This is a genomic window from Hydrogenophaga sp. (assembly GCF_050182545.1).
Taxonomy (GTDB): domain Bacteria; phylum Pseudomonadota; class Gammaproteobacteria; order Burkholderiales; family Burkholderiaceae_C; genus Hydrogenophaga.
This window is the reverse complement of record NZ_JBFXCD010000007.1, coordinates 61,068-87,683: the sequence shown is the minus strand read 5'-3', so window position 1 is coordinate 87,683 and position 26,616 is coordinate 61,068. Positions and strand designations below refer to the sequence as shown.

26 protein-coding genes are annotated in these 26,616 nt (G+C 68.1%); 7 read left to right on the top strand and 19 right to left on the bottom strand.

The features are described 5' to 3' along the window. Nucleotides 1-56 precede the first annotated feature (56 nt). The 8 genes from otsA to AB7P10_RS09685 all read right to left on the bottom strand — a co-directional run bounded on the left by otsA (nt 57) and on the right by AB7P10_RS09685 (nt 9,638). Nucleotides 57-1,439: an alpha,alpha-trehalose-phosphate synthase (UDP-forming) gene (gene otsA, locus AB7P10_RS09720; protein ID WP_428293641.1), complete on the bottom strand. Its 1,383-nt coding sequence runs from the start codon at nt 1,437-1,439 to the stop codon at nt 57-59. Continuing rightward, nucleotides 1,440-3,254, bottom strand: a complete 1,815-nt coding sequence (locus tag AB7P10_RS09715; protein WP_428293640.1) for a glycoside hydrolase family 15 protein — start codon at nt 3,252-3,254, stop codon at nt 1,440-1,442. Next, the gene (otsB, locus tag AB7P10_RS09710) at nt 3,251-3,997 is read right to left on the bottom strand and encodes a trehalose-phosphatase (RefSeq protein ID WP_428293639.1); all 747 of its coding nucleotides are present in this window, start codon (nt 3,995-3,997) and stop codon (nt 3,251-3,253) included. Before otsB ends, AB7P10_RS09715 begins: the two co-directional genes overlap by 4 nt. 105 nt (nt 3,998-4,102) lie before the next feature. Beyond that, a complete protein-coding gene (locus tag AB7P10_RS09705) occupies nt 4,103-5,401 on the bottom strand; it encodes a multifunctional CCA addition/repair protein (RefSeq protein ID WP_428293638.1) in 1,299 nt (432 codons plus the stop codon). A 40-nt stretch (nt 5,402-5,441) separates the two neighbouring features. After that, entirely contained in the window at nt 5,442-6,131 is a 690-nt protein-coding gene (locus AB7P10_RS09700; protein ID WP_428293637.1) for a glutathione S-transferase family protein, read from the bottom strand. Nucleotides 6,132-6,265: 134 nt separating this feature from the next. Continuing rightward, complete coding sequence (locus tag AB7P10_RS09695) at nt 6,266-6,505, bottom strand: metal-sensitive transcriptional regulator (RefSeq protein ID WP_428293636.1); 240 nt, start codon at nt 6,503-6,505, stop codon at nt 6,266-6,268. A gap of 188 nt (nt 6,506-6,693) precedes the next feature. Then, the gene (locus tag AB7P10_RS09690) at nt 6,694-7,647 is read right to left on the bottom strand and encodes a complex I NDUFA9 subunit family protein (protein ID WP_428293635.1); all 954 of its coding nucleotides are present in this window, start codon (nt 7,645-7,647) and stop codon (nt 6,694-6,696) included. Beyond that, a complete protein-coding gene (locus AB7P10_RS09685; protein WP_428293744.1) occupies nt 7,644-9,638 on the bottom strand; it encodes a transglycosylase SLT domain-containing protein in 1,995 nt (664 codons plus the stop codon). Before AB7P10_RS09685 ends, AB7P10_RS09690 begins: the two co-directional genes overlap by 4 nt. A gap of 60 nt (nt 9,639-9,698) precedes the next feature. Between AB7P10_RS09685 and AB7P10_RS09680 the strand changes: the two genes are divergently transcribed. Continuing rightward, nucleotides 9,699-10,349 (top strand): 5-formyltetrahydrofolate cyclo-ligase, encoded by a 651-nt coding sequence (locus AB7P10_RS09680; protein WP_428293634.1) that lies wholly within the window; start codon nt 9,699-9,701, stop codon nt 10,347-10,349. A 38-nt stretch (nt 10,350-10,387) separates the two neighbouring features. Here AB7P10_RS09680 and AB7P10_RS09675 read toward each other — a convergent pair whose 3' ends face one another. Further along, nucleotides 10,388-11,302, bottom strand: a complete 915-nt coding sequence (locus AB7P10_RS09675; RefSeq protein WP_428293633.1) for a DMT family transporter — start codon at nt 11,300-11,302, stop codon at nt 10,388-10,390. Between the two features lie 29 nt (nt 11,303-11,331). Further along, nucleotides 11,332-12,360: a LysR substrate-binding domain-containing protein gene (locus tag AB7P10_RS09670; RefSeq protein ID WP_428293632.1), complete on the bottom strand. Its 1,029-nt coding sequence runs from the start codon at nt 12,358-12,360 to the stop codon at nt 11,332-11,334. Between the two features lie 125 nt (nt 12,361-12,485). On the opposite strand from AB7P10_RS09670, the gene AB7P10_RS09665 reads away from it, so the two are divergent. Continuing rightward, on the top strand, nt 12,486-12,998 hold the full coding sequence (locus AB7P10_RS09665; protein WP_428293631.1) for a DUF2917 domain-containing protein: 513 nt from the start codon (nt 12,486-12,488) through the stop codon (nt 12,996-12,998). 6 nt (nt 12,999-13,004) lie between these two features. On the opposite strand, the gene AB7P10_RS09660 is transcribed toward AB7P10_RS09665, so the two are convergent. Next, complete coding sequence (locus AB7P10_RS09660; RefSeq protein ID WP_428293630.1) at nt 13,005-13,364, bottom strand: TfoX/Sxy family protein; 360 nt, start codon at nt 13,362-13,364, stop codon at nt 13,005-13,007. A 38-nt stretch (nt 13,365-13,402) separates the two neighbouring features. On the opposite strand from AB7P10_RS09660, the gene AB7P10_RS09655 reads away from it, so the two are divergent. From AB7P10_RS09655 to AB7P10_RS09645, 3 genes are all read left to right on the top strand, one after another. Then, complete coding sequence (locus AB7P10_RS09655; RefSeq protein ID WP_428293629.1) at nt 13,403-14,002, top strand: TetR/AcrR family transcriptional regulator; 600 nt, start codon at nt 13,403-13,405, stop codon at nt 14,000-14,002. A gap of 106 nt (nt 14,003-14,108) precedes the next feature. Then, entirely contained in the window at nt 14,109-15,089 is a 981-nt protein-coding gene (locus AB7P10_RS09650; RefSeq protein WP_428293628.1) for an MBL fold metallo-hydrolase, read from the top strand. Nucleotides 15,090-15,155: 66 nt separating this feature from the next. Beyond that, on the top strand, nt 15,156-16,433 hold the full coding sequence (locus AB7P10_RS09645) for an anion transporter (protein ID WP_428293627.1): 1,278 nt from the start codon (nt 15,156-15,158) through the stop codon (nt 16,431-16,433). Nucleotides 16,434-16,436: 3 nt separating this feature from the next. Here AB7P10_RS09645 and AB7P10_RS09640 read toward each other — a convergent pair whose 3' ends face one another. From AB7P10_RS09640 to AB7P10_RS09615, 6 genes are all read right to left on the bottom strand, one after another. Beyond that, nucleotides 16,437-17,216, bottom strand: coding sequence for an amino acid ABC transporter ATP-binding protein (locus AB7P10_RS09640; protein WP_428293626.1), 780 nt, complete (start codon nt 17,214-17,216; stop codon nt 16,437-16,439). Beyond that, nucleotides 17,203-17,853: an amino acid ABC transporter permease gene (locus tag AB7P10_RS09635; RefSeq protein ID WP_428293625.1), complete on the bottom strand. Its 651-nt coding sequence runs from the start codon at nt 17,851-17,853 to the stop codon at nt 17,203-17,205. The genes AB7P10_RS09640 and AB7P10_RS09635 overlap by 14 nt, the downstream gene beginning before the upstream one ends. Further along, nucleotides 17,846-18,517 carry an amino acid ABC transporter permease gene (locus tag AB7P10_RS09630; protein WP_428293624.1) on the bottom strand — a complete coding sequence of 224 codons (672 nt, stop codon included), beginning with the start codon at nt 18,515-18,517 and terminating at the stop codon, nt 17,846-17,848. Before AB7P10_RS09630 ends, AB7P10_RS09635 begins: the two co-directional genes overlap by 8 nt. A gap of 27 nt (nt 18,518-18,544) precedes the next feature. Next, nucleotides 18,545-19,339 carry a transporter substrate-binding domain-containing protein gene (locus AB7P10_RS09625; protein ID WP_428293623.1) on the bottom strand — a complete coding sequence of 265 codons (795 nt, stop codon included), beginning with the start codon at nt 19,337-19,339 and terminating at the stop codon, nt 18,545-18,547. Then, nucleotides 19,336-20,106: a GntR family transcriptional regulator gene (locus AB7P10_RS09620; RefSeq protein ID WP_428293622.1), complete on the bottom strand. Its 771-nt coding sequence runs from the start codon at nt 20,104-20,106 to the stop codon at nt 19,336-19,338. The genes AB7P10_RS09625 and AB7P10_RS09620 overlap by 4 nt, the downstream gene beginning before the upstream one ends. A gap of 178 nt (nt 20,107-20,284) precedes the next feature. Then, complete coding sequence (locus AB7P10_RS09615) at nt 20,285-21,205, bottom strand: DUF6279 family lipoprotein (protein WP_428293621.1); 921 nt, start codon at nt 21,203-21,205, stop codon at nt 20,285-20,287. On the opposite strand from AB7P10_RS09615, the gene glmU reads away from it, so the two are divergent. Next, on the top strand, nt 21,204-22,625 hold the full coding sequence (gene glmU, locus AB7P10_RS09610; RefSeq protein ID WP_428293620.1) for a bifunctional UDP-N-acetylglucosamine diphosphorylase/glucosamine-1-phosphate N-acetyltransferase GlmU: 1,422 nt from the start codon (nt 21,204-21,206) through the stop codon (nt 22,623-22,625). The two genes, AB7P10_RS09615 and glmU, sit on opposite strands and share 2 nt — an antisense overlap. A 71-nt stretch (nt 22,626-22,696) precedes the next feature. Here glmU and AB7P10_RS09605 read toward each other — a convergent pair whose 3' ends face one another. Continuing rightward, on the bottom strand, nt 22,697-23,455 hold the full coding sequence (locus AB7P10_RS09605) for a DUF2726 domain-containing protein (protein ID WP_428293619.1): 759 nt from the start codon (nt 23,453-23,455) through the stop codon (nt 22,697-22,699). 152 nt (nt 23,456-23,607) lie between these two features. Continuing rightward, the gene (locus AB7P10_RS09600; RefSeq protein WP_428293618.1) at nt 23,608-24,114 is read right to left on the bottom strand and encodes an Lrp/AsnC family transcriptional regulator; all 507 of its coding nucleotides are present in this window, start codon (nt 24,112-24,114) and stop codon (nt 23,608-23,610) included. Between the two features lie 136 nt (nt 24,115-24,250). On the opposite strand from AB7P10_RS09600, the gene glmS reads away from it, so the two are divergent. Next, nucleotides 24,251-26,107, top strand: a complete 1,857-nt coding sequence (gene glmS, locus AB7P10_RS09595) for a glutamine--fructose-6-phosphate transaminase (isomerizing) (protein ID WP_428293617.1) — start codon at nt 24,251-24,253, stop codon at nt 26,105-26,107. Nucleotides 26,108-26,616: the final 509 nt, after the last annotated feature.

Here is a 26,616-nt window from a genome sequence, read left to right as displayed (position 1 = left end):
ATGGCGAAAAGGCAAAGCGGGCGCCGGCCTCACGGCCAGCGCCCGCGGCGAGGGGTTCAGGGAGCGGGGACGTTGGCGAGCGCGTTGAGGAAGCGCTCGCGCCACCAGTGCACGTCCTGCTCGCGCACGCGCGTGAGCAGCGACTGGTGGCGGCGCTGGCGCTCGTCCAGCGGCATCTGCAGCGCGCGCTGGATGGTTTCGGCCGTGCGCGCCACGTCGTAGGGGTTGACCATCAGGGCTTCGGCCAGCTGTTCGGCCGCGCCCGCAAAGCGCGAGAGCACCAGCACGCCGGGGTCGTCCGGGTCCTGCGCCACCACGAATTCCTTCGCCACCAGGTTCATGCCGTCGCGCAGCGGCGTCACCAGCGCCACGCTGGCCGCGCGGTACAGGCCTGGCAGGCGCTTGCGCGCGACGTTGCGGTGGATGTAGCGCACGGGCATCCAGTCGAGCTCGCCAAAGTTGCCGTTGATGGCGCCGCACAGGCTCTCCAGCTCCTGGCGCAGCGCGGCGTAGGCGTCGACCGACTCGCGGCTGGGCGAGGCGATCTGGATCAGCGTGGCACTGCCCACGTTCTCGGGGTAGGTCTGGAGCAACTGGCGAAAGGTCTTGAGCCGCTGCGGCAGGCCCTTGGAGTAGTCCAGGCGCTCCACGCCCAGCAGCAGGCGGCGGCGCGAGTACTCGCCCTTCATCTGCGCGTACATGTCCTGCGATTCGCGGCCCTGGCCCAGCGCCTGGAATTCGTCCACGTCGATGCCGATGGGGAAAGCCTGCACCTGCAGGGTCTTGCCGTAGGCGCGGAACTCGTGTTCGCCCAGGATGTCGGCCGGGGTTTCCGTGCCGACGTAGCGCGAGAAGTGGGCCACGTCGGCCTCGCTTTGCAGGCCCACGAGGTCGTAGGCGAAGAGCGTGCGCATGAGCCAGTCGTGCTCGGGCACGGCCGCCAGGATCAGGGGCGGTGGCAGCGGAATGTGCAGGAAGAAGCCCATGCGCTGGCGGCAGCCCATGGCGCGCAGCTCGGCGGCCAGGGGCATCAGGTGGTAGTCGTGCACCCAGACCACGTCGTCGGGCCGCAGCAGGTTGGCCAGCTTGCGCGCGAACATGTGGTTCACCCGGCGGTAGCCACCGATGTAGCCGGCGTCGAAGTCGGCCAGGTCCAGCCGGTAATGGAACACCGGCCACAGCACGCCGTTGCTGTAGCCGAGGTAGTAGCTGTCGTGGTCCTCACGGCTGAGATCCACCGTGGCCAGTTGCACGTTGCCCGCCGTCTGCAGGTGCAGCTCGCCTTCGCCCGGGGTGCCGTCCTCCACGATCTTGCCGCTCCAGCCGAACCACAGCCCGCCCGAGGCCTCCAGGGCCTGGCCCACCGCCACGGCCAGCCCGCCCGAGGCCGGTTTTCGCGGGTCGGCGATGCGGTTGGAGATGACGACGAGGCGGCCCATCTAGATCACCGAATCCCAGGGGGCGGAGAGCCTCACGGCGGCGTTGATGATGCCCACCATGGAATAGGTCTGTGGGTAGTTGCCCCACATCTCGCGGGTGGCGGCGTGGGTGTCTTCCGAGAGCATGCCCAGCGGGTTGCGCGCCGCGAGCATGGTCTCGAAGATGGCGCGCGCCTCGTCGACCCGTCCGATGCGCACCAGCGCGTCGATGCGCCAGAAGGTGCAGATGTTGAACGCGGTCTCGGGCTTGCCGAAGTCGTCGGCGGCCTCGTAGCGCCGCATGAACGGGCCGTCGCTGAGATGTGCCTCCAGCGCCTCGACGGTGGAGACGAAGCGCGGGTCCATCGGATCGATCAGGCCGACCTCGGCCATCAGCAGCACGCTGGCGTCGAGATCGCGCCCGCCAAAGCTCTCGGCAAAGGCCTGGCGCTCCTCGCTCCAGGACTCGCGCAGGATGCGCTCGCGCATGGCATCGGCCCGGTTCGCCCAGTAGGTGGCGCGGCCGGGCAGCTCCAGTGTGCGCGCGATCTTGGCCAGGCGGTCGCAGGCGGCCCAGCACATCAGCACGGAACTGGTGTGCACGCGCGCGCGGGTGCGCAGCTCCCACATGCCGGCGTCGGGCTGGTCGTGCACGCGCAGCGCCTGCTCCCCCACGCCTTCGAGCCGCTCGAACTCCGCCAGCCCGGCCGGGCGCAGCAGGCGCCTGTCGTGGAAGGACTGTGCCGCCGCCAGCACGATGTTGCCGTACACGTCGTGCTGGAAATGTTCCTGCGCCTGGTTGCCCACGCGCACCGGCCCCATGCCGCGGTAGCCGGGCAGCGTTTCGCAGATGCTCTCGGGCAGCTCGCGTTCCAGCCCGATGCCGTGCAGCGGCTGCACATGGCCGCCGCCCGCGCCCACCACCACGTTGGCCAGCCAGCGCAGGTAGTCCTCCATGGTGCCGACCTCGGCCAGGCTGTTGAGTGCGCGCACGACGAAGAAGGCGTCGCGCAGCCAGCAGTAGCGGTAGTCCCAGTTGCGCTGGGTGCCCGGTGCCTCGGGAATGCTGGTGGTCATGGCGGCGACGATGGCGCCGGTGTCCTCGAACAGCGAGAGCTTGAGCGTGATGGCCGCCCGGATCACCGCGTCCTGCCACTCCAGTGGCAGCGCCAGGCGCTGGCTCCAGCCGCGCCAATAGGCCAGCGTCTCCTGCTCGAAGTGGCGCGCGGTGTCGCCAATGCCGTCGGCCATGGTCTCGTCCGGGCCGAGCAGGAAGTTGTGCTCGCGCGTGAGCAGGAAGGGCGTGCGCGCGAGCACGTGGCTGACCGAGGCGTCGGTGTGCAGGCGCAGCGTGAGGTTGTCGCCGACAAAGCGGATGTGGTTGCTGCCCGAGGTGATGGTGGGCGTCTGCCGTCCCCAGTCGAAGCGCGGCGCGAGGTGCACGCGGATGCGCGGCGCGCCCTTGAGCGGGCGCACCCGGCGCACCAGTTGCATGGGCCGGAAATAGCGCCCGCGCGCGAGGAAGCGCGGCGCGAAATCGGTGATCGCGATGCCGTTGCCCTCGCGGTCCCACAGCTCGGTGGTCAGCACCGCTGTGTTGGGCTCGTAATGCTGGCGCGCTTCGGCCAGGTGCTCGATTTCTATCGCGAACGAGCCTTGCTCCGCGCCCTCGCCACCGAGCAGGGCGTTGAACACCGGGTCGCCGTCAAAGCGGGGCAGGCAACTCCAGACGACGCGACCGTGAGGATCGATCAGCGCGCTGATGGCGCAGTTGCCCACCACGCCCAGCGAGAGGGAGGGTGGCGCGGGGGGGGCGAATCCGGGGGTGGGGTTCATGGCGTGGTGCTGGATGCAAGCAAACTGTCTGCCAGCCAGGCGCGCAGGGCCTCGGGGTGCGCGCAGCGGTGGCGCGCGCGCGTCGGGCCGTCGCCCACCTTGATGCCGATGCCGCCGAGGCGCTGCACCACGTCGAAGCCGGCTTCGTCGGTCACGTCGTCGCCGGCAAAGACCGGCACACGGCCCGCGAACGGCGCCTCGCGCATGAAGGCATCGATGGCGACGCCCTTGTTCACCGCGGCTGCCTTGACCTCGACCACCGCCTTGCCACGCATCAGCTGCAGCCCGGGCTCGTCGGCGATGGCGCGCGCCAGCGTGTCCTCGCACAGCACGGCGAGCGAGGGCGCGAGCCGGTAGTGCAGGGCCATCGAGGTCTGCTTGCGCTCCAGCAGCAGGCCGTCGTGGCGGCTCACGAGTTGTTCCGCCGCCGCGATGGCCCGCGACAGTCCTGCGGGCCGCGAGGTGCCGGCCACGCCGCCCTGGAGCGAGAGGCGCACGGCGCCGTGCTCGAACGCCGCCGCCCACGGCCAGGGGGTGGCGAGCATGGGCCCGAGGTCGTCGAGTGCCCGGCCGGTGACCAGGGCGAGCGCGCCATCCAGCCGCTGATGCAGCTTGTGCAGCAGGTCCACCAGGGCCGGGGGCACGCGCACCGCATCCGGCCGGTGGGCCAGCTCGGCGAGCGTTCCGTCGAAGTCCAGAAACAGTGCCGACCGGTCGGCCAGCAGTCTTGGTAAGGTGCTCATCAGCGCCGTACCGTAACAGACCCTGAGGTGCTCAGGGTCTTGCGCCGATTTGACCCACCGCCCGGGTGCGGGACTCGCGCCGCGCTTGACGCACGCGGCAGGCGCTCAATCGGCTGCGCCTTTGTCGCGGGGAGCGGTGTGGTCCAGCCCTTGTGCCACGGCGGCGCCGCGCGCGCGCTGGATCCGCTCGCCCACGCGCGGACCCGACAGACCCTCCGCCTGGGCGCGGGCGGCGACGCTGGCGCTGTCGATGGACTGTGCCCAGCTCAGCACGCGGGTCAGGCGCTCGCGCTGCGGGTAGGGCTGGTCGTGCAGACCCAGACGGCCGCGTGCGTCGCATTCGCAGGCCAGCAACACGTCGAGAAAACGCGCCGGTTTGCGCAGCGCATCGCAGCGCTCCAGCAGCCGCACCAGGGCCTCGGCCTTGAGCGATTCGCTGCGGTGGATGTTGCCGTGCTCGCGCGCCACCACATCGGCGATCTCGCGGCACTCCGTCGGCACGCGCAGGCGCTCGCAAACGCCCTTGAGCAGGCGCGCACTGCGTTCTTCGTGACCGATGTGGCGAGGCAGCACGTCCGCCGGTGTCGTGCCCTTGCCCAGGTCGTGGCACAGGCAGGCAAAGCGCACGGTGAGTGGCGCGGCCAGGCGCGCGCTCATGTCGAGCACCATCATCAGGTGCACGCCGGTGTCGACCTCGGGGTGGTGTTCCTCCCGTTGGGGCACGCCCCAGAGTCGATCCACCTCGGGCAGCAGCCGCGCGAGCGCGCCGCAGTCGCGCAGCACCTCGAACAGGCGGCTGGGGCGCTGTTCCATGAGTCCGCGCGAGAGCTCCTGCCAGACCCGTTCGGCCACGAGGTGATCGACCTCTCCGTCGGCCACCATGCGGCGCATCAGCGCGAGCGTTTCGGGCGCCACCGTGAAGTCGGGAAAGCGTGCGGCAAAGCGTGCCAGCCGCAGGATGCGCACCGGATCCTCGGCGAATGCGCCGGTGACGTGGCGCAGCACGCGCGCGCGCAGATCCCGCTGGCCGCCGTGCGGGTCGATCACCGTGGCGATGTCCGGGTGGTCGGCCTCGTCCTCGGCCACCGCCATGGCGTTGATGGTGAGGTCGCGCCGCGCGAGGTCTTCTTCCAGTGTGACGTCGGCTGCGGTGTGGAAGGCGAAACCGTGGTAGCCCGGTGCGGTCTTGCGCTCGGTGCGTGCGAGCGCGTACTCCTCGCGCGTTTCGGGGTGGAGGAAGACCGGAAAGTCGCGCCCCACCGGCAGAAAGCCCCGCGCCGCCATGGCCTCGGGCGTGGTGCCCACGACGACCCAGTCGCGGTCCACATGCGAGGTGGCGGGCGTGTCGGTGGCGCGTGCCATCAGCGCGTCGCGCACCGCACCGCCCACGAGATAGGTCTTCATGCGGCGAGTGTAGAGCGCCGCAACCGGGGCCGAGCCCGCGTCAGCGGCCCAGCCGGTAGGGTTCGTCGAAAGCGATGAAGTCGTGCTCGGCCAGCGCCTCATCCACCCAGGCCTTGACGCCCGGGAGCGCACTCACCCGCGCCACATAGGCCTCAAGGTCGGCGGGAACGGGCAGGCCGTAGGTCCGGATGCGCATGCACACCGGCGCGAAATAGGCGTCGGCGATGCTGAAGTCGCCGAACAGCAGGCCACCGGCCGGCTGCGCCGTGAGCAGCTCGCTCCACAACCCGCACAGGCGCGCGACATCGGCGCGCACACCGGCCTGGTCGCGCCAGATCAGGCGGCCGGTGTCGTGCAGGGAGGCTTCGATGTTCATCGGGCAGTGGTTGCGCAGGGCACTGAAGCCGCTGTGCATCTCGGCGCAGACACTGCGCGCCCGCGCCCGGGCCTTCACATCGGCCGGCCACAGCTGCTTTTCGGGGAAGCGTTCGGCCAGGTACTCGGCAATCGCCAGCGTGTCCCAGATGACGAAGCCATCGTCGACCAGCACCGGCACCTTGCCCAGGGGGTTGACTTCGCGCAGGCGCCTCTTGAAGGCCGAGTCGGGGTCGAAGGAGTCGAAGCGGACCATGACCTCCTCGAACGGGATGCCCGCCTGCTTCATGAGCACCCAGGGGCGCATGGACCAGGACGAATAGTTCTTGTTGCCGACGTAAAGCTGCAAAGCCATGGGACGAATCTCCTGAAAAATCGTGCTCCATGGTAGGGCGTTGCGGCCGCGCCATTGATGCCAAAGTGGCCTGCGATTGATTCCCGCCGCCACCCATCGCGCTGGGGCGTTCGCGGCGTTGTCGAATGAATGCTTTAGGCGTATTTTTCGAGAATTCGTGTGGAACGCTCGACTTCGCGAAATGTGGTCATTTCCGAGTCCGATACCGACACCGCTTCCATCACCGAGCAGGCCATCATGCGGTAGAAGGCCTTGTCCATGGCCTTGCGCGCGGCCGCCATCTGCTGGGCCACGTCCTCACAGCCGCGCCCACTCTCGACCATGTCGATCAGGCCACGCACCTGGCCCTCGATGCGCTTGAGGCGATTGACCACATCACGGTGGTGTTCTGGGCGGCTGGACGAAACCCTGTGCGCGACGGGCGCTTTGCGATTCGGGCTTCTTTCGGGCGGGCTGGCCATGGGCACTCCTGTCGGTTAAAGGTACTCATTTTTGAGACACGCCGAGTGTGCCAAAAAAATACCCCCGTAGCCGCCCATCCGTCAGAAGGTTTGCGCGAGGTTCAGCGGCCCGCGCCGTGCCGGTAGCTCAGCAACTGGGTGCGCACGCCGCGCTGGCCCAGGTAGGTCGGCGCCACGCTGTGCACGCTGGCCGGGGTGATGCCCAGCGCGGCCAGGTCAGGCCACTGGTGTGTGGCCACGTTGTCGACCGACATGGCGGCCAGGTTGTCGCGGCTCATTAGCGGCTCGCCAGGCGCGAGCTCCATGACCCGGGCCTGCAGGCGGGCCAGGAAGCCGGGCAGCGGCCAGACCGGGCGCTCCCGGCTGCCGTGGCGCCCGGCCAGTCGCACCAGCTCGGCCAGGGTCAGCACATCCGGCCCGGCGCACTCGAAGGTCTGTCCCACGCTGCTCATGGGCAGGCCATGGTCGCGCAGGGCGGCCACCACGGCCCGCGCCACGTCTTCAACCCATACGGGCTGGAAACGCGCGCCCGCGCTGGCCAGTGGCACCACGGGCAGCAGCGCCTGCATGCGCGCGAACAGGTTGAGGAAGCGGTCGCCCGCGCCGAACACCACGCTTGGGCGCAGGATGGTCAGGTCCAGGCCCGCGCCGCGCAGCACCTCCTCGCCGCGGGCCTTGCTGCGCTGGTAGCGGGACGGTCCGTCCAGGCTCACGCCCAGCGCGCTGATGTGCACCACGCGGCGCACGCCGTCGGCAGCGCAGGTTTCCGCCAGAGACAGCGGCAGCTCGACGTGCACGCGTTCGAAATCGTCCTCGCTGCCATGCAGGATGGCGACGAGGTTGACCACGGCATCGTGACCGCAGAGCAGGTCCAGCAACTGCGCCGGGTCGTGCACGTCGGCCTCGAGCACGGTCACGCGGGGCAGGTGTTGCACGGCAGCGGCGTTGACGGCCCGTCGCGTGGGGACGGTGATGCGCCAGCCCTCGCGGTGCAGCTTCTCGCAGACATGGCGGCCGATGAAGCCCGTGCCGCCGAGGACGAGGATGTTCTTCATGGCAGTTCGCTGTTGATGGCTTGCGCCGTGGCGGGGCGGGGACCCACCACCCCCAGGCGCGCGCGCAGGGATTGCGGTTGTCCGGTCATCAGCGCCGCGTAGTTGGTGGTGTTGGCGAGCACGCGCTTGACGTAGTCGCGCGTTTCCTCGAATGGAATGTTCTCGGTCCACACCTCGCCGGCCAGCACCGGCCCGTTGCGCCACTGGCGCGAGCGGCTGGGCCCGGCGTTGTAGGCCGCGGCGGCCAGGGGCAGCGAGCCTTCGAAATCGTCCAGCGCGAGCTTGAGGTAGGCGGTGCCGATCTGGATGTTCGTGTCCCGCTCGTTGATCTGGCCGGGCCTGAAGTTGCTCAGACCAATCTTGCGCGCGGTCCAGCGCGCGGTGGCCGGCATCACCTGCATCAGGCCGGAGGCGCCGACGCCCGAGCGTGCCTCGGTGACGAAGCGACTTTCCTGCCGGATCAGGCCGTACACATAGGCCGGATCCAGGCCGATCTCGCGGGCGCGTTCGGTGACCTGGGCGCGGTGCGGCGTCGGAAAGCGCTGGGCGTGGTCCTGGGCCACGGGTGTGCGCAGGCTGGTGTTGATGCAGCGGTCCCACAACTCGTTGCGGCAGGCCAGGTCGGCCGCCGCGAGGAGCTCGCGCTCGGCCATGCCACCGGCGTCGTGCAGGGCCACGGTGTAGTGCCACTCGCGCACGCCCTCGCCGCGCAGGCCCAGGCGGATCGCGGCAAGGGCGCGGCGCAGGCCCGGGTTGTCCTGCGCGGCGGCGGTTTCCGCTGCGGTGAGCGGGGCGGGCACCTCAGGCACGTCGATGGTGCGCCCCAACGCCTCGAGCGCCAGCTGTTCGTAGAAGTCGCGGCTGGAGGCGATCGACTCGAACAGGGCCCGCGCTTCGGCCGCCGCGGCGACCGGATCGGGCTGCTGGAGCGCCTGCAGGGCGCGCGCCTTCCAGTACACCCAGGCGGGTTCGCGCTGCTGTGCCGTGCTCATGGCATTGACCGCATCGCGCACCGCGCCCCAGGCGCCCGCGCGCATGCCGGCGCGCGCCTTCCACGCAAGGTGGTCGTCGTCCATGTAGCGGTCCTCGCCCCGGGCAAACCAGTTCAGTGCCTCCTCCTGGAGTTTCTGGGCCGAGCGTTTGCCGATCACGCCCCAGGCCCAGCCGCGCTCTTCCTGCGTGAGCTGCGCCTTCCAGCGCGTGCGTTCCATCTCGAGCGCTGCCGCAGCGGGGTCGCTGAACGCCAGGCGGATGATGGCCAGTGTCACCATTTCCCGGGTGCGCACGCGCAGGGCGGTGATGCGCTCGTCGAGGTACTTGGCCGGGTCGCTGGCGATGCCGTCGACCTGGGTGGCAAGCTCCGGGTCGATCATGGCCACGGCCTGCGCGGCCACGCGCGGGCGGTTGGCGTCCATGGCCAGCCGCGCGCGCTGCCACACCACCTGGGGTTTGAGGTGGCCCGCATCGAGCAGCGTCTGCGCAGCACTCGCACAGCCGTCGTCGGCATCGCGCTGTGCCAGCCAGTTGGCCTGCACCTGGGCTGCGATCGCTTCGGGCGGCATGCGCCCGGTGGCCATGTCGCGCAGCAGCGCGTAGCAGCGGACCTGGCGGTCGTCCTTCATGCGAAAGAGCGGCAACTCGGTGTCGAAATTGGCCCAGTCGCGCGACTTGCCCAGCAGCAACAGCCAGTCGTTGCGCAGCCGGTCTTCCCAGTAGGTGCCGGGCATGCGGGCGAGCGCCGCGCGAATCTCCGCCGGGCTGGCCAGTTCGAGGCGCGCCCGGGTGTCCCAGTACACCGCCAGCGGTTCCAGCACATGGCCGCGCACGGCGGGCAGCAGGGCAGCGAGCTGTGTCGTGCTGTTGCGCCGGAAGGCTTCGCGCATGTCCAGCAGCGCGGTGTCGCCGGGTGCGGTCTGTGCCCAGAGCGGGGCTGGCAGCGCCAGCACCGCCATAATCAGCCGCATGCCCAGCAGCGCGCGCAAGCCCTGCATGCGCTGGCCGATCCACTGCGAAAGCCCCTGTTTTGCACCCACCGTTTTCATGTATCGATTATGGACAACAAAGACGGCCAGAGTTCCCGCAAAGCCCCTGTCACGCACCCTGAAGGATCGGCGGCGGCGCTCAAGGCCGGCTGGCGCAAGTCGCTGATCGAAAAGCGCCAGGCGCTGGCGGACCGGGCGTGGCGCAACGACCTGCTGCAGCGGGTCATGCGCGTGTGGCTGATCCACCGGCCCGACGCCGTGATCGGCGCCTACTGGCCCATCAAGGGCGAATTCGACCCGCTGCCGGCGCTGTTCCGCTGGCAGGAGGCCGGGCTGGAAGAGGACGTGCAGGGGCAGCAGCGGCACCGCCGCATCGGCCTGCCGGTGGTGAACAAGGTCGACAAGACGCTGACTTTCTACACCTGGTACCCGGGCTGCCCGATGGAAGAGGACGCCTACGGCATTCCCAAGCCCAAGGACACCGAGATCATCGAGCCCACGCTGATCTTCGTGCCCTGCGTGGGCTACGGCCCCGGTGGCTTCCGGCTGGGTTACGGCGGTGGCTTCTACGACCGCACGCTCGCCAGCCTGAGCCCCAAGCCCTTCACCGTGGGCCTGGGCTACGACTTCGGCTACCTGCCCGACCTGGCGCCCGAGCCACACGACGTGCCGCTGGATGCGATCCTCTCCGATACCGGCGTGATGTGGCCGATGAAGTAGGGCCCCCACGCTCCGCCGCTGCGCGGGGTCGTGGTGTTTCAGGGGTGTTCGGCGCTGGCGTGCACTTCGGTGATGCGTTTCTCGCGCCGCACCAGGTACAGCCCGCTGCCGATGACGATGGCGGCACCGAACCAGGTGTGCGCGGACGGCAGCGACTGCCAGATCAACCAATCCAGGCCGACGCCCCAGGCCAGTGCGCTGTACTCGAACGGTGCCACGGCCGAGGCCTGGCCATGGCGGAAGGCTTCGGTGATGGCCAGTTGGCCGCCGAAGCCGGTGAGGGCCAAAGCCAGCAGCAGGGGCGCATCCGTGCGCTGGATGGCCACCCAGTCCGGCAAGGCCAGCGCGCCCGCGCCGAGTGAGAGCAGCACCATCATCCACAGCACCAGGCTCTCGCTGCTGTCGGTGCGGCTCGCCAGCCGCCCTGCAATGGCCGCGACGGCGTAACACAGCGCCGCGGCCAGCGTGGCCAGGCCGCCGAGCGTGACGAAGCCCGCCTGCAGCGCATCGCCGCTGGGGCGCAGCGCGATGAGCACGCCCGCGAAGCCCGCCGCAATGGCCCACCAGTGCGCGGCGGGCACGCGCTCCTTGAGCACGGGCACCGACAGCGCGGTGATCAGCAGGGGCGCGACGAAAAACAGCGTGTAGGCGGCCGACAGCGGCAGCTCGCGCACGCCCAGGGTGAACAGCGAGAGCATCAGGATGCCGAGCACGCCTCGCAGCAGGTGCAGCGGCCAGCGCACCCGCCACACGCTGTGCCACGCACCGCGCCAGGCGATGTAGAGCAGCACCAGGGGCAGGGCGGTGAGCCCGCGCAGGGCCGCGATCTGCAGCACCGGGTAGCGCGCCGACAGCGCCTTGAGCACGGCGTCCATGAGCGCGAAGAAGCCCACCGCCGCGAGCATGCAGACGATGCTGCGAAGGTTGCCGCTGGGTGGCGGAAGGAGTCTCATGGGGTGGCCGTCATTCGAGGGTGGCGCGGTCAGTCAATGTTGTCGACCGTGTCCGGGTCGGGCACGTCGCCGATGGCCTCGCGCGTGGCCGCGGCCTGCTGCAGCAACCAGTCGCAGAAGGCTTTCACCTCTGGCCTTTGCAGGCTGCGCGGCGCCACCATCAGCCAGTAGGCCAGGGGCGAGTCCAGCCGCGCGTGCGGCAAGGGCTCGACCAGTGCGCCGCTGGCCAGGCTCTCGGCCACCAGTGGCAGGCGCGCCAGCGCCACGCCCTGCCCGGTGAGTGCGGCCTGCACGATCTGGTTGGCGTAGTTGAAGTACATCCAGCGCTGTGTCGAGAGTCTGGTGTGTGCGGCGGCCCGCGAGCGTTTGCCCGCGGGCGAGGCCGGCGGCGCGCCATAGGTGTCGAGCCAGCGCTGCCAGGTCAGCCATTCCAGGTGGCGGGTGCGGTGCGCATCGCCCGCTTCGATCAATGCGCAGCGCGCGAGGTCCTCGACGCGCTGGATCGGGTGGGACTGCAGCAGCCACGGGCTGGCCACGGGCGTGAGCTGTTCGCCGAACAGGCGCTGCGCGCCGGCCGGCACCACCTGCGGCACGGCGTAGCGCAAGGCCAGGTCCACGTCGGAGGTGGCCAGGTCCACCGCGTTGTCGCTCGCGTCGATGCGGATGTCGATGTCGGGGTGGTCGCGCTGGAAGGCCTCCAGGCGCGGGATCAGCCACATGGAGGCGAACGAGGCCCAGGTGGTGATGGCCACGCTCTTGCGGCCCGCGCTCTGGCGGATCTGCCGCACGGCAGCGTCCACGCGCTCGAGCGCCATGCTGGCCGCACGCAGCAGTTGAGAGCCCGCGCTCGTGAGTTCGACCGCGCGTGTGTGGCGCAGGAACAGGGCGGTGCCGACCTCGTCCTCCAGTGCCTGGATCTGGCGGCTCACCGCGCTTTGCGTGAGGGAGAGCTCCTCGGCGGCTGCGCGGAAGTTGAGGTGCCGCGCGACGGCTTCGAACGCGCGCAGGTGTCCGGCGGCGATCGGTCGGGTGCGGGGGTGGCTGCTGGTGAGCTGCATGGAGGCTCCGGGCATTGATGCGGGAATCGAATCAATAGCTTACCGCCAATTCATTGGACGACAAGGGGCTGTGACGCGAACATTGATGCCCAGGATGAGCCATCGTCCTCTTCAAGGAGTTACCCATGAGCACCCGTTCCGCCTCTCTTCCTTTTGTGTCTTCCGACCGCGTCGCCAGCAAGGCAGTGGCGTGCGGCTGGCGTCTGGATGCGCGCCGGGCGATGACCCTGCGCCCGCATGTGCCCAGCCGCCTGCAGATCACCCAGGGCAGCGCGTGGGTGACCCTGGGACTGCCTCACGAGGGCGCCGGCAACGAGTCGGGCGACCATGTCCTGCAAGCCGGCGAGAGCCTGTCCGTGCCCGCGGGCGCGCGCCTGGTGATGGAGCCCTGGCCGCTGGCTGGCGCGGGTGCCGCTGCGGTGCGCTTCGACTGGGCTGCTGAAGCCGAGGCGCAGCCCGTTGAACGACCGGGGCGCTTTGGGCGAGAGGTGGTGACGCCCTCGCGCGAGCTTGCGGTGGCGCTGGGTCAGGCGGGTTGGGCCTTTGCCCGCTTGCTGCGCGGTGTGCTCGGCTACAGCGAATACCTGGTGGCCGGGCGCGGCAGGGTGCTCACACGCTTCGAGTCGAATCCCCCCTGAATCGGCTTACCCGCGCGCGGCCCGCTTCCTGGGCTGGCGCGCGGCCACGGCGGCCTCCAGCGCCAGCCGCGCCCAGGGCAGCATGAGGGCCGGCGATTCCAGCGCTTCGTCCGGGGGCGTGTGGTAGTGCAGCTTCATGGATTTGCCCTTGGCCTCGTAGATGAAGGGCCGGGCACCGGCGGCCAGCCAGCGGGGCTCGGTCTCGGCATTCGTCTTCAGGAAGAGCGTGTCCCAGGCAATGATGGCGATGTTCATCCCGTCGGTGGAAATGCCCCAGCCGCCGAACATGCGTTTGGGCACGCAGGGCCCCACGCCCGAGAGCAGCTCGCAGGCATGCAGTGCAAAGGGATCGACGGGTTTGACCATGGCGCCATGGTAAGGGCGGCACGGGTGACAATCCACCCATGGCCAGACCCAAATCCGCCTCGCACGATCTCAAGCGCGATGAAATCCTCGACGTGGCGGCACGCTGCTTCGCCGCGCAGAGCTTTCCTGCCGCGAGCATGAACGACATCGCCACCGCCTGCGGCACCAGCAAGGCGCGGCTGTACCACTACTACGAGAGCAAGGAAGCCATCCTCTTCGATCTGCTGGACCGCTACACCCAGCGTCTGCTGGCTTTGATCGGCGAGGCCGAGGCGCGCGCGCAGCGCAAGAACCTGAGCGAGCGCGACGCCCTGAGCGAGCTGGTGCGCGCGTTCCTCGCCGAATACGAGACCTCGGCCACGCGCCACGTGGCGCTGGTGTCGGACACCAAATTCCTCGGCGAGACGCAGCGCGAACTGATCGTCAACCGCCAGCGCGACGTGGTGGCTGCCTTCACCCGTTTCATCAAGCGTGCCTACCCCGAGCGCGTGACGCCGGCCAACCAGACGGCGCTCACCATGATGCTGTTCGGCATGATCAACTGGACCTTCACCTGGCTGCGCCCGGGCGGCCCGATGAGCTACGGCGCCTTCGCCGACGAGGTGGTGGCGATGCTCGAACGCGGTCTTTCCGGGTGATGCCGGCCCACGATGTCCCGACATCTCAGCAGGAATTCAAGTTTACTGATGTGAAATCGATTTCGTTTAGGTAAAATTCGCACTCCCCCACACGGAGACCGACCCCATGAGCAAAGCCTTCGCCTCCCAGGCCGACCTGGCCGACAAGAAAACCACCTTTGAACAGCTGAGCCCCCACTGCTGGGCCTACACCGCCGAAGGCGACCCGAACTCGGGTGTGATCATTGGCGAGAAGTTCATCATGGTGAGCGACGCCACGGCCACGCCCGCCATGGCGCAGGACCTGATCAAGCAGATCCGCACCGTCTCCGACAAGCCCATCAAATACGTGCTGCTGACCCATTACCACGCGGTGCGCGTGCTGGGCGCCGCCGCCTACCAGGCCGAGGGCGCCACCGAGGTGATCGCCAGCCGCGGCACCTACGAACTCATCGTCGAGCGCGGCGCGCAGGACATGCAGAGCGAGATGGAGCGCTTCCCGCGCCTGTTCCGCGGCGCCGACACGGTGCCCGGCCTGACCTGGCCCACCATGGTCATTGGCGACGGCAAGCCCGGTCGCCAGGGCAGCCTGGAAGTCGACCTGGGTGGCGTGAAGGTGCAGATCTGGCACCCGGGCCCGGGCCACACCCGCGGCGACACCATCGCCTGGGTGGAGGAAGAAAAAGTGCTGTTCAGTGGCGACCTGGTCGAATACGAAGCCGGCGTCTACACCGGCGACGCGCAACTGGAGGAATGGCCCGCCACGCTGGAAGCCCTGCGCGCCCTCAAGGCCGAGTACATCGTGCCCGGCCGCGGCGAAGCCATGAAGGGCAATGCCGACGTGAACAAGGCGCTGGACTACACGAAGCGCTGGGTCACCACGCTTTTTCAGGCCGGCAAGGAAGCCGCCGCCGCCGGCATGGACCTCAAGGCGGCCATGGCCCACACCCGCAAGAGCATGGACCCGGTGTTCGGCCACGTGTTCATCTACGAGCACTGCCTGCCGTTCGACGTGAGCCGCGCCTACGACGAGGCCAAGGGCATCAAGAACCCGCGCATCTGGACCGCCGAGCGCGACAAGGAGATGTGGGCGGCCCTGCAGGGCTGAACGCCGCCGCTCCGACCAGCCGCCTTCGGGCGGCTTTTTCATGGGCGCGCTACGATCGCGCCCAACATGCCCACCGCCGCCGCCACCTTGCACCACACCGCCACGGACTGGGGCATCGTTGCCGTGTTTGCCGTTGTTTACCTGGGCATGTTCCTCGGCGGCCTGCCGCGCCTGAAACTGGACCGATCGGGCGTGGCGCTGCTGGGCGCCATTGCGGTGATCGCACTGGCCGGTCTCCCGGTGGAAGACGCCGCGCGATCGATCGACCTGCCCACCATCGTGCTGCTGTTTGCGTTCATGGTGGTGTCGGCGCAGATGCGGCTGGGCGGTTTCTACGCCGCGGTGACACGCCGCGTGGGTGCGCTGCCGCTGTCGCGCCATGCGCTGCTGGCCGTGCTGATCGTCGTGGCCGGCGCGCTCTCGGCGGTGTTCTCCAACGACATCGTCTGCCTGGCCATGACGCCGGTGGTGGCGCGGCTGTGCCTGCAACGCGGCATGAACCCCCTGCCGTTCCTGATCGGCCTGGCTTGCGCGGCCAACATCGGTTCGGCCGCGACGCTGATCGGCAATCCGCAGAACATGCTGATCGGCTCGGTGCTGCAACTGCCGTTCGGTGGTTACGCGCGGCAGGCCTTGCCGCCGGTGTTGATCGGGCTGGTGTTGTTGTGGGCCTGGCTGGCGTTCGGGCCGGGGTCGGTCGCGGGGGCGCAGCACATTCACACCAGCCGTCTCCCGGAGAGAGAGGAGGTGAATGCAGAGCCCAGGTTTGATACCTGGCAGACCACCAAGGGCCTGGTGGTCGCCAGCGCGCTGATGCTGATCTTTCTCTTCACCGACTGGCCACGCGACGTGGCCGCGCTGGTGGGCGCGGGCCTCCTGTTGCTCAGCCGCCGCCTGCACTCGGCGCATGTCATGGGCCTGGTGGACTGGCCGCTGCTGATCCTGTTCATGGGCCTGTTCGTGGTGAACCATGCGTTCGAAACCACCGGGCTGGCCGCGCAGGCCGTCACCTGGCTGGGCACGCAGGGCGTGCTGCTCACCGACCCGGGCCCACTGCTGGTGGCGGGCGCCGTGCTGTCCAACCTGGTGTCCAACGTGCCGGCTGTCATGTTGCTGCTGCCGCACCTGTCGGGCAGCGGCGAGCAGGCCGGCGTGATGCTCGCGCTGGCCACCACCTTTGCCGGCAACTTGCTGCTGGTGGGCTCGATCGCCAACCTGATCGTGGCCGACCTGGCGCGCCGGCAGGGCATCGAGATTGACTGGAAGCGGCATGCGATCACCGGCATACCGGTGACGCTGTTGTCGCTCGCCGTCGTCTGGGGCTGGATGCGCTTCGTGGCGTGACGCTCAGTGGATCGAGGAGAGGAACTGCTGCAGTTCCGGCGTCTGAGGCGCACCGAAGAGCTGTTCCGGCGGTCCCATCTCATGCACGCGGCCCTGGTGCATGAAGATCACGCGGTCGCTGACCTTGCGCGCAAAACCCATCTCGTGCGTGACCATCAGCAGCGTCATGCCTTCGTCGGCCAGTGACTCCACCACGCGCAGCACTTCGCCCACGAGCTCGGGGTCGAGCGCGGAAGTGATCTCGTCGCACAGCAGCACGCTGGGCTGCATGGCCAGCGCGCGGGCAATGGCCACGCGCTGCTGCTGGCCACCCGAGAGCTGGTCGGGGAAGGCGTCGAACTTTTCGCCCAGGCCCACGCGCTGGAGCAGCTGCCGCGCGCGCTCCATGCCTTCGGCGCTGGCGGTCTTCTTCACCAGGCCGGGCGCGAGCATCACATTGCGGCCCACACTCAGGTGCGGAAAAAGGTTGAAGTTCTGGAAGATCATGCCCACGTGCTGGCGCAGTTCGCGCATGGCGGCGGCGTCCTTGTGCAGCAGCGGCTTGTCGTCCACGGTGAGCGCGCCGGCCTGGAATTCCTCCAGCCCGTTGATGCAACGCAGCAGCGTGCTCTTGCCCGAACCGCTCTTGCCGATGATGGCGATCACCTCGCCGGCCTTCACCTGCAGGTCGATGCCCTTGAGCACTTCGTTGCTGCCATAGGACTTGCGCAGCGCGCGGATGTCGACGATGGTGCGCACGGCGGTGGCGGCCTGGCTGGCCACGGGGTCTTCAGCGGTTTCCATTGAGTTTCCTTTCCAGGGAGCGCGCGTACAGGCTCACGGGGAAGCACAGCGCGAAATACATCAGGGCCACGCAGCTGTAGACCAGGAAGGGAGCGAAGGTGGCATTGGTGATCATGGTGCCGGCCTTGGTGAGTTCGACGAAGCCGATCACCGAAGCCAGCGCCGTGCCCTTGACCACCTGCACCAGAAAGCCCACGGTCGGTGCGATGGCGATGCGCGTGGCCTGCGGCAGCACCACGTAGCGCAGCTGCTCGCCGAAGTTCAACGCCAGGCTTTGCGCGGCTTCCCACTGGCCCTTGGGCACGGCGGCCACGCAGCCGCGCCAGATCTCGACCAGGAAGGCGCTGGTGTAGAGCGTGAGCGCCACCGAGGCGGCCGTCCAGGCCGAGGTCTCGAAGCCGAACAGCGCCAGGCCGAAGTAGGCCAGGAAGAGTTGCATCAGCAGCGGCGTGCCCTGGAAGAGCTGCACGTAGCCGGCCACGAAGGTCTCGGCGCCGGGCCAGCGCGCGGTGCGCGCGACCAGCAGCGCCAGGCCCACGATGCCGCCGCCAACGAAGGCGATCAGCGACAGCGCGACCGTCCAGCGCGCGGCCAGCAACAGGTTGCGCACGATGTCCCAGAGAGTGAAGTCAACCACGGCGGCCTCCGAACAGGTAGCGCGGGCCGAGCCAGTTCAACACACCGCGCACGCCGATGGACAGCAGCAGGTAGATGCCGGTGGCGACGATGAAGGCCTCGAAGGCGCGGAAGTTGCGGCTCTGGATCAGGTTGGCCGCGTAGCTCAGTTCCTGCGTGGAAATCTGGCCGCACACCGCCGAGCCGAGCATGACGATGATGATCTGGCTGGTCAGCGCGGGCCACACCTTCTTGAGCGCGGGCGGCAGCACCACGTGCAGGAAGGTCTGCATGCGCGAGAGCGCCAGGCTGGCCGCGGCCTCGATCTGGCCCCTGGGCGTGGCCTCGATGCCGGCGCGAATGATCTCGGCCGCATACGCACCCAGGTTGATCACCATCGCGATGACGGACGCGATTTCCGGCGTGACTTTCACGCCCGCCGCCGGCAGGCCGAAGAACACGAAGAACAGCTGCACGATGAAGGGCGTGTTGCGGATCAGCTCCACGTAGCTGGCCGCGAGCCAGCGCAAGGCCAGCGGGCCATGGCTGCGCGCCCAGGCGCAGGCCACCCCCACCAGCAGGCCGATCACCGCCGAGATGGCGGTCAGGCCCAGCGTCCAGAGGACGCCCCGGGCCAGCAGAGGCCATTGCGCGAGCACGGCCAGGAAGTCGAGTTCGATGCCCATCGGTGGCCCCGGTGCTTCCGCCCAGGCTTATTCAGGCAGGTTGCCAGCCGGACGGCCCAGCCATTTTTTTGCCATGGCATCGATATCGCCCGACTTCTTGGCCGCCGCGATGATCTCGTTGACCTTCAGGCGCAGCGCGTCCTCGCCCTTGGCCACGCCGATGAAGTTCGGGCTGTCCTTGAGCAGCAACTTGTACTCGGCGCCCAGTGCGGGGTTGCGCTTGATCATGTTGTCGGCCACCGAGACGCCGGTGGCGATGAACTGGGTCTGCCCGGAGACGAAGGCTGAGACGGTGGCGTTGTTGTCCTCGAAACGCTTGATGTCGGTGCTGGCCGGGGCCACCTTGGTGAGCTCCTGGTCCTCGATGGCGCCGCGTGTGACCGCCACCGACTTGCCGCCCAGTCCGCTGAAGTCGGCCAGCGCGGTGCCCTTGGGCCCGTACACGGCCTGGAAGAAGGGCGAGTAGGCCGCGGTGAAGTCGATAACCTTCTCGCGCTCGGCGTTCTTGCCCAGCGTGGAGATCACCAGATCGGCCTTCTTCGTCTGCAGGTAGGGAATGCGGTTGGCGCTGGTCACGGCCACCAGCTCGACCTTCACGCCGAGCTTGCCGGCGATGTAGTTGGCCGCGTCCACGTCCAGGCCCTGGGGCTTGAGGTCGATGCCGACGAAGCCGTAGGGTGGAAAGTCGGTGGGCACGGCGATCTTGATCAGCTTGTTCTTCATCACGTTCTCCAGCGCCGTCTGGGCGTGGGCGTGCCCCAGGCCCAGGGCGGTGGCCAGGGCAATGGAGGTGGCAAGCAGGGCGCGTTTCGAGGGGTTCATAGCAGGGCTCCTAGGTAGGTCTCGGGGGTGGGGGTGGATGGGGGTTTCTTGCCGCCGCGCTTTCGGGTGGACGCGGCAGCGGTGGAGGGGTCGCCAGCTTCGCGCACCGGCGCCAGCGCCTCGCGCAGGTCGGCCAGCGGGTCGCTGGGTGTGCCCAGGCGCAAGGCGGCCTGCACCTGGCCGATGTGCGCTTCCATCAGCCGCTCGGCGGTGGTGGTGTCGCCCTGCTCCAGGGCGGCGACGATGTCGGCGTGGTCCTGGCAGGACTGCACCGCGTCGTGGTTGCTCTGGTACAGCATGGCAATGAGCGTGGTGCGCGCGGTGAAGTCGCGCAAGGTGTCGGCCAGCAGCTGGTTGCCCAGGCACTCGGCCAGGCAGACGTGGAAGTCGCCCAGCAGGTAGCTGCGCTGGCCGACGTCGTCACCCTTGAGTGCGGCCTGCTCCTGCCGCAGGTGCTGGCGCAGGCGCTTGATGGCCGACTTGTCGATGTGGGGTGTGCCGCGGATGAGGCCGGTTTCGATCACGCGCCGCGCCTCGAAAGCCTCGAGCGCCTCGGCATGCGAAGGCTGCACCACGTACCAGCCCCGGCGCGAGCTCACGGTGACGATGCCGCGCGCGGCCAGGCGCACCAGCGCCTCGCGCACCAGCGTGCGGCTGCAGTCGAACAGCATCGACAGGCTTTGCTCGCCCAGGCGCGTGCCCGGGGCGAGGCGCTGGGCCAGGACGGCTTCGATGATGCGTCGGGCGATGTCGGTGGAACTGACCATGAATGACCTTTGACGGTCCTTCATGCGAATTCCGTGCCATGGCCATACAAGCCTTGTATGCAAGACAGATGCACCGGGCTCGTGCGCAGTGGGTGTGCGGGATCCTCGCTCGCACCAAATCGCGGCGTGTGCCGCGGCGCGCGTCCGGTTGTGGTGCCCGCCGCCGGGCCGGCGCGACTCAGCGCTGGGCGCTCAGCGTGCGCAGGTCGCTCTCGTAGCCCTGGAGTGTGGCCACCGCGCTGGCGCGCTGTTCGCCCGTGCTGCTGTTGTGCAGGGCTGCAATCTGGATGCAACCCTGCTGCACCAGCGCCTGGCTGTAGGCGTCGTAGCCCGGTGTGGGCGACTGGCGAATGCGCGCGATGTGCTCGCGCACCCGTTGCTCGGCCTTGTGCGGCTCGGCCTGCGCGTCGCGCACGGTCTGCAGCAGGTCGGCCTGGCGCCGCAGCCGTTCGGCCTGTGTGCGTTGCGGGTCGAAGGGGGAGGCCTGCAACTGCGCGCGCAACAGCGCGCGCTGCTCGGGGCTCAGGGGACCGTAGAACGATTCGCTGCGATCCACCGCCTTCTCCAGCCGCCGTTCCAGGCGTTGCTCGGGGCTTCCGCGCAGAAAGTCCTTTTCAAATTCCTCGTTGGTCTTTGCCTGCCGTTGCTGGAGGTGGTCGAGCTGCGCTGGACTGAGCTGCAAGGCCAGGCGGGCCAGCGGTTCGACGGCCTCGGCGGCAGCATGGTCCAGCCGCACCCGGACCTGCTCGAACGCGGCACAGACCTGGGCCGGCGTGATCCGGTCGGCTGCCATGAACTGCCACTGGCGCAGCAGGCCGGCATAGGCGGGCAGCTCCTGGCTGCGGTGCCACTGGAAGAAATTGTCCAGATCCTGGCGTGTCTGCACCGACTGCGCGTCGTTCAGGTCCACGTGGCGATCGATCCACCAGTAGCCCAGCGTGGGCGCCTGGTTGTAGGCCAGGCGCGTGGCCGTGCAGGCCGCGAGCACGAGGGCCAGCACCAGCACCGCGCCCGTGCGCCGCACCCGTGGCGCGATAATCCGCCGCTGGGGCTTGCCGGCAAGAACGCTGCGCAACCCGTCTCCGAAAGAGGTGTTCATGTCGTTCCCTGTGGATGTGGTGGTGATGGCGGCCGGCAAAGGCACGCGCATGAAGAGCCAACGGCCCAAAGTGTTGCACCGATTGGGCGGTCGCGCACTGGCCCAGCACGTCATCGACCGCGCGGCGCGGTTATCTGCGCGCTCGGTGGTGGTGATTACAGGGCATGGCGCCGAGCAGGTCGAGGCCGGCTTGAGTGCACCTGTGGCGGCGGGCGACAACGCGGCCCCGCAACTGCGCTTCGTGCGCCAGGTGCCACAACTGGGCACCGGCCACGCCGTGCAGCAGGCGGTGCCGGTGCTGGCAGACGATGGCGTCGTGCTGATTCTCAACGGGGACGTGCCCCTGATCGGCCAATCCACGCTGGAAGCCCTGCTGCAAGCCTGCGATGGGCAGCACCTTGTGGTGCTGAGCGTCGACACCGGCGGGGACGCCACCGGCTATGGCCGGATCGTGCGTTCGATGGACGCTGATCGATCGGTCCACGCCATCGTGGAACACAAGGACGCCAATGAAGCGCAGCGCCGCATCACCGAGTGGTACAGCGGCGTCATGGCGGCACCGGCATCCTTGCTCAAGCCCTTGCTCAAGGGCTTGACCAACGACAACAGCCAGCGCGAGTACTACCTGACGGACGTGGTCAGGCACGCGGTGGCGCAGGGGCTGGTGGTTCGTGCCATCAGCACGCACGATGCCGTTGAAGTTGCGGGCGTGAACAGCCCCTTGCAGCTGGCCGAACTGGAGCGCGCGCACCAGCGGCGTCTGGCGGACGTGTTGATGGAGCAGGGCGTGCGCCTGGCCGATCCGGCGCGGCTGGACGTGCGCGGTGAACTGATCTGCGGCCAGGACGTGGAGATCGACGTGAACTGCGTGTTCGAGGGCCGCGTGAAGCTTGGTGACGGCGTGCGCATCGGCGCGAACTGCGTCATCGCCAATGCGGCCATCGACGACGGCGCGCGAATCCATCCATTCACCCATATCGATGGCGAGGCACTGGGGGTGTCGGTCGGCCGTGGTGCGCTGATCGGCCCTTTTGCCCGGCTGCGCCCGGGGGCACAACTCGGTGCCGACGTGCACATCGGCAACTTTGTCGAAGTGAAGAACAGCACCCTGGCCGCGGGTGCCAAGGCCAACCACCTGGCCTATCTGGGCGATGCGACCGTGGGCGAGCGGGTGAACTACGGCGCGGGCAGCATCACCGCCAACTACGATGGCGCGAACAAGCACCGCACCGTGATCGAGGCCGACGTGCACGTGGGCAGCAACTGCGTGCTGGTGGCGCCCGTGACCATCGGCGCCGGCGGCACGGTGGGCGCGGGCTCGACCATCACCAAGGATGCGGCGCCCGGCGCCCTGTCGGTGGCTCGCGGCAAGCAGGTGGCGCTGGACAACTGGCAGCGTCCCACGAAAAAGAAGACCTGAGAAAGCGTTTCCGGCGCGAGCTCTCTCATCCAGAGCACCCGCAGAACCGGCTTCGGCGGGGTGCCTCCCCGCTACCCGCCGCGCACGTCGAGCGAACTGCCATCGAAGCGGCTGTCCCCCGGGGCGCGGCTGTTGCCGAAGCTGCTATCGCCGTTGAGCCGGCCATTGCGGCGACCATGGCCATTGAGGTCCATCAGGCCGCTCATGCCCATGACCTCCGACTCGCGAAAACCGGTGTTGTGGCTGCTGTGCTGCTGATCAAAGCCGGAGAACTGGCTCTCCAGCTGTTGCATCGCGCTCTCGCGCCCTTCCTCCCGGGGTTTGGGCTTGGGCAACTCGGCCAGGTTCAACTGGGCCCGGAAATCGGCCGGCGAAGGCATGCGGTGGATACCGTCTTTCAGAAAGACGAAGCGCACGCCCGCTGTCTTGAGGATCCGGTTCTTCATCTTGACCTTGTGTGCCTTGGCCTTGGCGTCACTCAAGTGGTGCTGCTCGATGTCGAACGCGAAACTGGGCCTGCCATCCGGGCCGCACACCACGAAGTCCACCTGCTGTTCGCTGAGCCGCTGTTCGGCGCGCTTGCGGTCAGCGGCACGGCGGACGGTCAGCATGTCCTTGAGCGGCATGTTGGGCAAGACCACCTGCCCGGGGAAGGTGTCCTGCAGATAGTCCAGCATGTGTGCCTGCTCGGGCGTGAGAATCCGGTGCGGCGAGTACCGGTCGTCCCGACCCGATGAAGCCCGCCTGGCCAGACGCCGAACCACCCAGACGCCGAGCGCCAGCACCACCAGGGCGACGGCGGTGGCCAGGGTGATCGTCAAAACATCCATACAACCTCCTTGAACCAGACAGATGCGGTTGTCTGAGAGCATTTTAGGAGCGTGTTACAAGAGGGAAGACCCGTCAACCGTTCGGGACCGACGCAAGGGCGCCTTTTGTGTGGTTTGCATCAATACCTGTCCGCTCGTGCACGCAAAGGTATTCATTTTTGGGCGATGGCACGAGGCTGACCCAATGGCAGGCGGGGGTCGAACTTGGCTCGCTTGAGGCTGAAAAATGCCTTGATGTTGCGCACGTTGGCGTCGCTGGTGAACAGTTGCTGTGCGAGCGCCAGGTAGGCCGGCATGTCGGTGCAGTGCACCACCAGCATGAAATCCGGCCCCGGGCTCACCCGGTAGCACTGCTGCACTTCAGCCGCGAGCACCACGCGCGCCTCGAAAGCGTCCAGGTGCTCCGCGCCCTGGCGATCCAGGGTCACTTCAACCAGCGCCGTCAGGCCATGGCCCAGCAGCGGTGCCAGCCGGTCCGCGCTGAGCAGAGCCACCTCGCGCTCGATCAGTCCTGACTGGCGCAACCGCTTGACGCGCCGCAGGCTGGTGGGTGGAGAGAGGTGGGCCAGCGCCGCCAGTGTCTGGTTGCTGCGCGAGGCGTCGGTTTGCAGCAGCTCCAGCAGGCGCAAGTCGGCTTCATCTATGTCCATTTGTTCCATTGACTTTATATTTTTGAATTTTTCATCCATGAAAAGGATGATGAAGAATTATCTGTCAAATATCTTGCCAGTTTGATCAATAATTTCCGCCTGCTCTGTTTAGCATCGCGCCATCTCAAACATTCAGGAGTTAGGTATGTGCGGCATCGTGGCAGGAGTTTCCGGGCGTGACATCGTGCCCGTGCTGGTGCAAGGCCTGCAGCGGCTGGAGTACCGTGGCTACGATTCTTGTGGTGTGGCGGTGCACAGCGATGGTCTCAAGCGGGCGCGCAGCACGGCCCGGGTGGCCGAGCTGGTGCAACAGGTGCAGCAGGAATCCATTGCCAGTGGCACGGGCATCGCGCACACGCGCTGGGCCACGCATGGAGCACCCGTGGTGCACAACGCCCATCCCCATTTCAGCCATGGTCCAGGCGCGATGAGCGGCACGGCCGGCCGCGTTGCCTTGGTGCACAACGGCATCATCGAGAACCACGACGAGTTGCGCGCCGTCTTGCAGACCAGGGGCTACGTGTTCGAAAGCCAGACCGACACCGAAGTCATCGCGCACCTGGTCGACTCCCTGTACGAGGGCGACGTGTTTGCCGCGCTGCAGGCGGCCGTGGCGCAGTTGCATGGTGCCTTCGCGCTGGCGGTGTTCCACAAGGACGAGCCACACCGCGTGGTTGGCGCACGCGCGGGCTCGCCGCTGGTCCTGGGTGTGGGCGAGGGGGCGGCCGAGCACTTCCTGGCCAGCGATGCCATGGCGCTGGCGGGGGTCACCGACCAGATCGTGTACCTGGAGGAGGGCGACCTGGTCGATCTGCAGCTCGGGCGTTACTGGGTGCTGGACGCGAGCGGCCGCGCGCTCGGTGTCGAACAGCGTCCCGTGCGCACCGTGCTGGCCCACAGCGGCGCGGCCGAACTCGGCCCCTACCGCCACTACATGCAAAAGGAAATCTTCGAGCAGCCGCGCGCCATTGGCGACACGCTCGAAGGTGTCAACGGCATCACGCCCGAGCTGTTTGGTGACGGCGCCTATAGCGTGTTCAAGGGCATCGACAGCGTCCTCGTCCTCGCCTGCGGCACCAGCTACTACAGCGGCTGCACCGCCAAGTACTGGCTCGAGAGCATCGCCAAGATTCCCACGCAGGTCGAAGTGGCGAGCGAATACCGCTACCGCACCAGCGTGCCCAATCCGCGCACCCTGGTGGTGACCATCACCCAGAGCGGCGAGACCGCCGACACCCTGGCCGCTCTGCGCCACGCGCAGGGCCTGGGCATGAAGCACACCCTCACGGTGTGCAACGTGGCCACCTCGGCCATGGTGCGCGAATGCGAGTTCGCCTACGTCACCCGCGCCGGCGTCGAGATCGGCGTGGCCTCCACCAAGGCCTTCACGACGCAACTGGCGGGGCTGTTCCTGCTCACGCTGGCGCTTGCCCAGGTGCGTGGCCACCTCACTGATGAAGCCGAGGAGGCCCACCTCAAGGCCATGCGCCACCTGCCGGTCGCCCTTCAGGCCGTGCTGGCGCTGGAGCCGCAGGTGATCAGTTGGGCGGAGGACTTCGCGCGCATGGACAACGCGCTCTTCCTTGGCCGAGGCCTGCACTATCCGATCGCGCTCGAAGGCGCGCTCAAGCTCAAGGAAATCAGCTACATCCACGCCGAGGCTTATCCGGCCGGCGAACTCAAACACGGTCCGCTGGCACTGGTGACGGCCGCGATGCCGGTGGTGACCGTGGCGCCCAATGACACGTTGCTGGAAAAGCTCAAGAGCAACATGCAGGAAGTGCGCGCACGCGGTGGCGTGCTCTACGTGCTCGCCGACGCGGACACGCGCATCACCAACAGCGAAGGCATCCACGTCATCCGCATGCCCGAGCACTACGGAGTGCTCAGCCCGCTGCTGCATGTGGTACCACTGCAGATGCTCGCGTACCACACCGCGCTGGCCAAAGGCACCGATGTCGACAAGCCACGCAACTTGGCCAAGAGCGTCACGGTGGAGTGAGGGCGCGCGGGGCGGCGGCAGTTTGCGGTCCGGAAACAGAAACTGAAATCAGCCCCCTACCGTTCGCGAAACGGAGGGGCGTTCTTCCTCTGTAAGAGCCGAGTTCTTTGACACCCGCATCCTTGTAGAACGGACTTGGCTACCCCCGTCTGAGTCCTTCAAATCTTCGTAACAAAACCGTAACAGGGCTTCGCGACCTTGGCGCCGGTAGGAGCGTCAGAGCTGACGTGCAACCCGGGTGGGCAGGTCTCCGTCAAAGACAACGGCTCGCAAACGAATGCTTTTCCAGTACCACGAACGCTTTTCCAGTGCCGGCCTGCACTCGTCTCGGAGCGATGACCCGGCTGAACGCGTAGGAAGTACGCCTGACGACTGCCGTGCCTCGTGTTCCAACACGAGGGGGCCAGTGTTCGTTGAGGGTGACCGCAGGCGGTTTGCTGTTTCAAGCCTTCTCATCGCCATTGAGGATTCTCATTTCCCATGAGAAAGCGTGAAGCAGCGAGCCCCGA

Coding starts and splice junctions, on each gene's coding strand:
- AB7P10_RS09670 (WP_428293632.1), bottom strand. CDS start 12,360: ATGCAGCTCACCAGCAGCCACCCCCGCACCCGACCGATCGCCGCCGGA.
- AB7P10_RS09625 (WP_428293623.1), bottom strand. CDS start 19,339: ATGAACCCCTCGAAACGCGCCCTGCTTGCCACCTCCATTGCCCTGGCC.
- AB7P10_RS09680 (WP_428293634.1), top strand. CDS start 9,699: ATGGACAACAAAGACGGCCAGAGTTCCCGCAAAGCCCCTGTCACGCAC.
- otsB (WP_428293639.1), bottom strand. CDS start 3,997: ATGAGCACCTTACCAAGACTGCTGGCCGACCGGTCGGCACTGTTTCTG.
- AB7P10_RS09665 (WP_428293631.1), top strand. CDS start 12,486: ATGAGCACCCGTTCCGCCTCTCTTCCTTTTGTGTCTTCCGACCGCGTC.
- AB7P10_RS09615 (WP_428293621.1), bottom strand. CDS start 21,205: ATGAACACCTCTTTCGGAGACGGGTTGCGCAGCGTTCTTGCCGGCAAG.
- AB7P10_RS09605 (WP_428293619.1), bottom strand. CDS start 23,455: ATGGATGTTTTGACGATCACCCTGGCCACCGCCGTCGCCCTGGTGGTG.
- AB7P10_RS09655 (WP_428293629.1), top strand. CDS start 13,403: ATGGCCAGACCCAAATCCGCCTCGCACGATCTCAAGCGCGATGAAATC.
- AB7P10_RS09715 (WP_428293640.1), bottom strand. CDS start 3,254: ATGAACCCCACCCCCGGATTCGCCCCCCCCGCGCCACCCTCCCTCTCG.
- AB7P10_RS09685 (WP_428293744.1), bottom strand. CDS start 9,638: ATGCAGGGCTTGCGCGCGCTGCTGGGCATGCGGCTGATTATGGCGGTG.
- AB7P10_RS09675 (WP_428293633.1), bottom strand. CDS start 11,302: ATGAGACTCCTTCCGCCACCCAGCGGCAACCTTCGCAGCATCGTCTGC.
- AB7P10_RS09620 (WP_428293622.1), bottom strand. CDS start 20,106: ATGGTCAGTTCCACCGACATCGCCCGACGCATCATCGAAGCCGTCCTG.
- glmU (WP_428293620.1), top strand. CDS start 21,204: ATGTCGTTCCCTGTGGATGTGGTGGTGATGGCGGCCGGCAAAGGCACG.
- AB7P10_RS09640 (WP_428293626.1), bottom strand. CDS start 17,216: ATGGAAACCGCTGAAGACCCCGTGGCCAGCCAGGCCGCCACCGCCGTG.
- AB7P10_RS09690 (WP_428293635.1), bottom strand. CDS start 7,647: ATGAAGAACATCCTCGTCCTCGGCGGCACGGGCTTCATCGGCCGCCAT.
- AB7P10_RS09630 (WP_428293624.1), bottom strand. CDS start 18,517: ATGGGCATCGAACTCGACTTCCTGGCCGTGCTCGCGCAATGGCCTCTG.
- glmS (WP_428293617.1), top strand. CDS start 24,251: ATGTGCGGCATCGTGGCAGGAGTTTCCGGGCGTGACATCGTGCCCGTG.
- AB7P10_RS09600 (WP_428293618.1), bottom strand. CDS start 24,114: ATGGAACAAATGGACATAGATGAAGCCGACTTGCGCCTGCTGGAGCTG.
- AB7P10_RS09705 (WP_428293638.1), bottom strand. CDS start 5,401: ATGAAGACCTATCTCGTGGGCGGTGCGGTGCGCGACGCGCTGATGGCA.
- AB7P10_RS09660 (WP_428293630.1), bottom strand. CDS start 13,364: ATGGTCAAACCCGTCGATCCCTTTGCACTGCATGCCTGCGAGCTGCTC.
- otsA (WP_428293641.1), bottom strand. CDS start 1,439: ATGGGCCGCCTCGTCGTCATCTCCAACCGCATCGCCGACCCGCGAAAA.
- AB7P10_RS09650 (WP_428293628.1), top strand. CDS start 14,109: ATGAGCAAAGCCTTCGCCTCCCAGGCCGACCTGGCCGACAAGAAAACC.
- AB7P10_RS09645 (WP_428293627.1), top strand. CDS start 15,156: ATGCCCACCGCCGCCGCCACCTTGCACCACACCGCCACGGACTGGGGC.
- AB7P10_RS09700 (WP_428293637.1), bottom strand. CDS start 6,131: ATGGCTTTGCAGCTTTACGTCGGCAACAAGAACTATTCGTCCTGGTCC.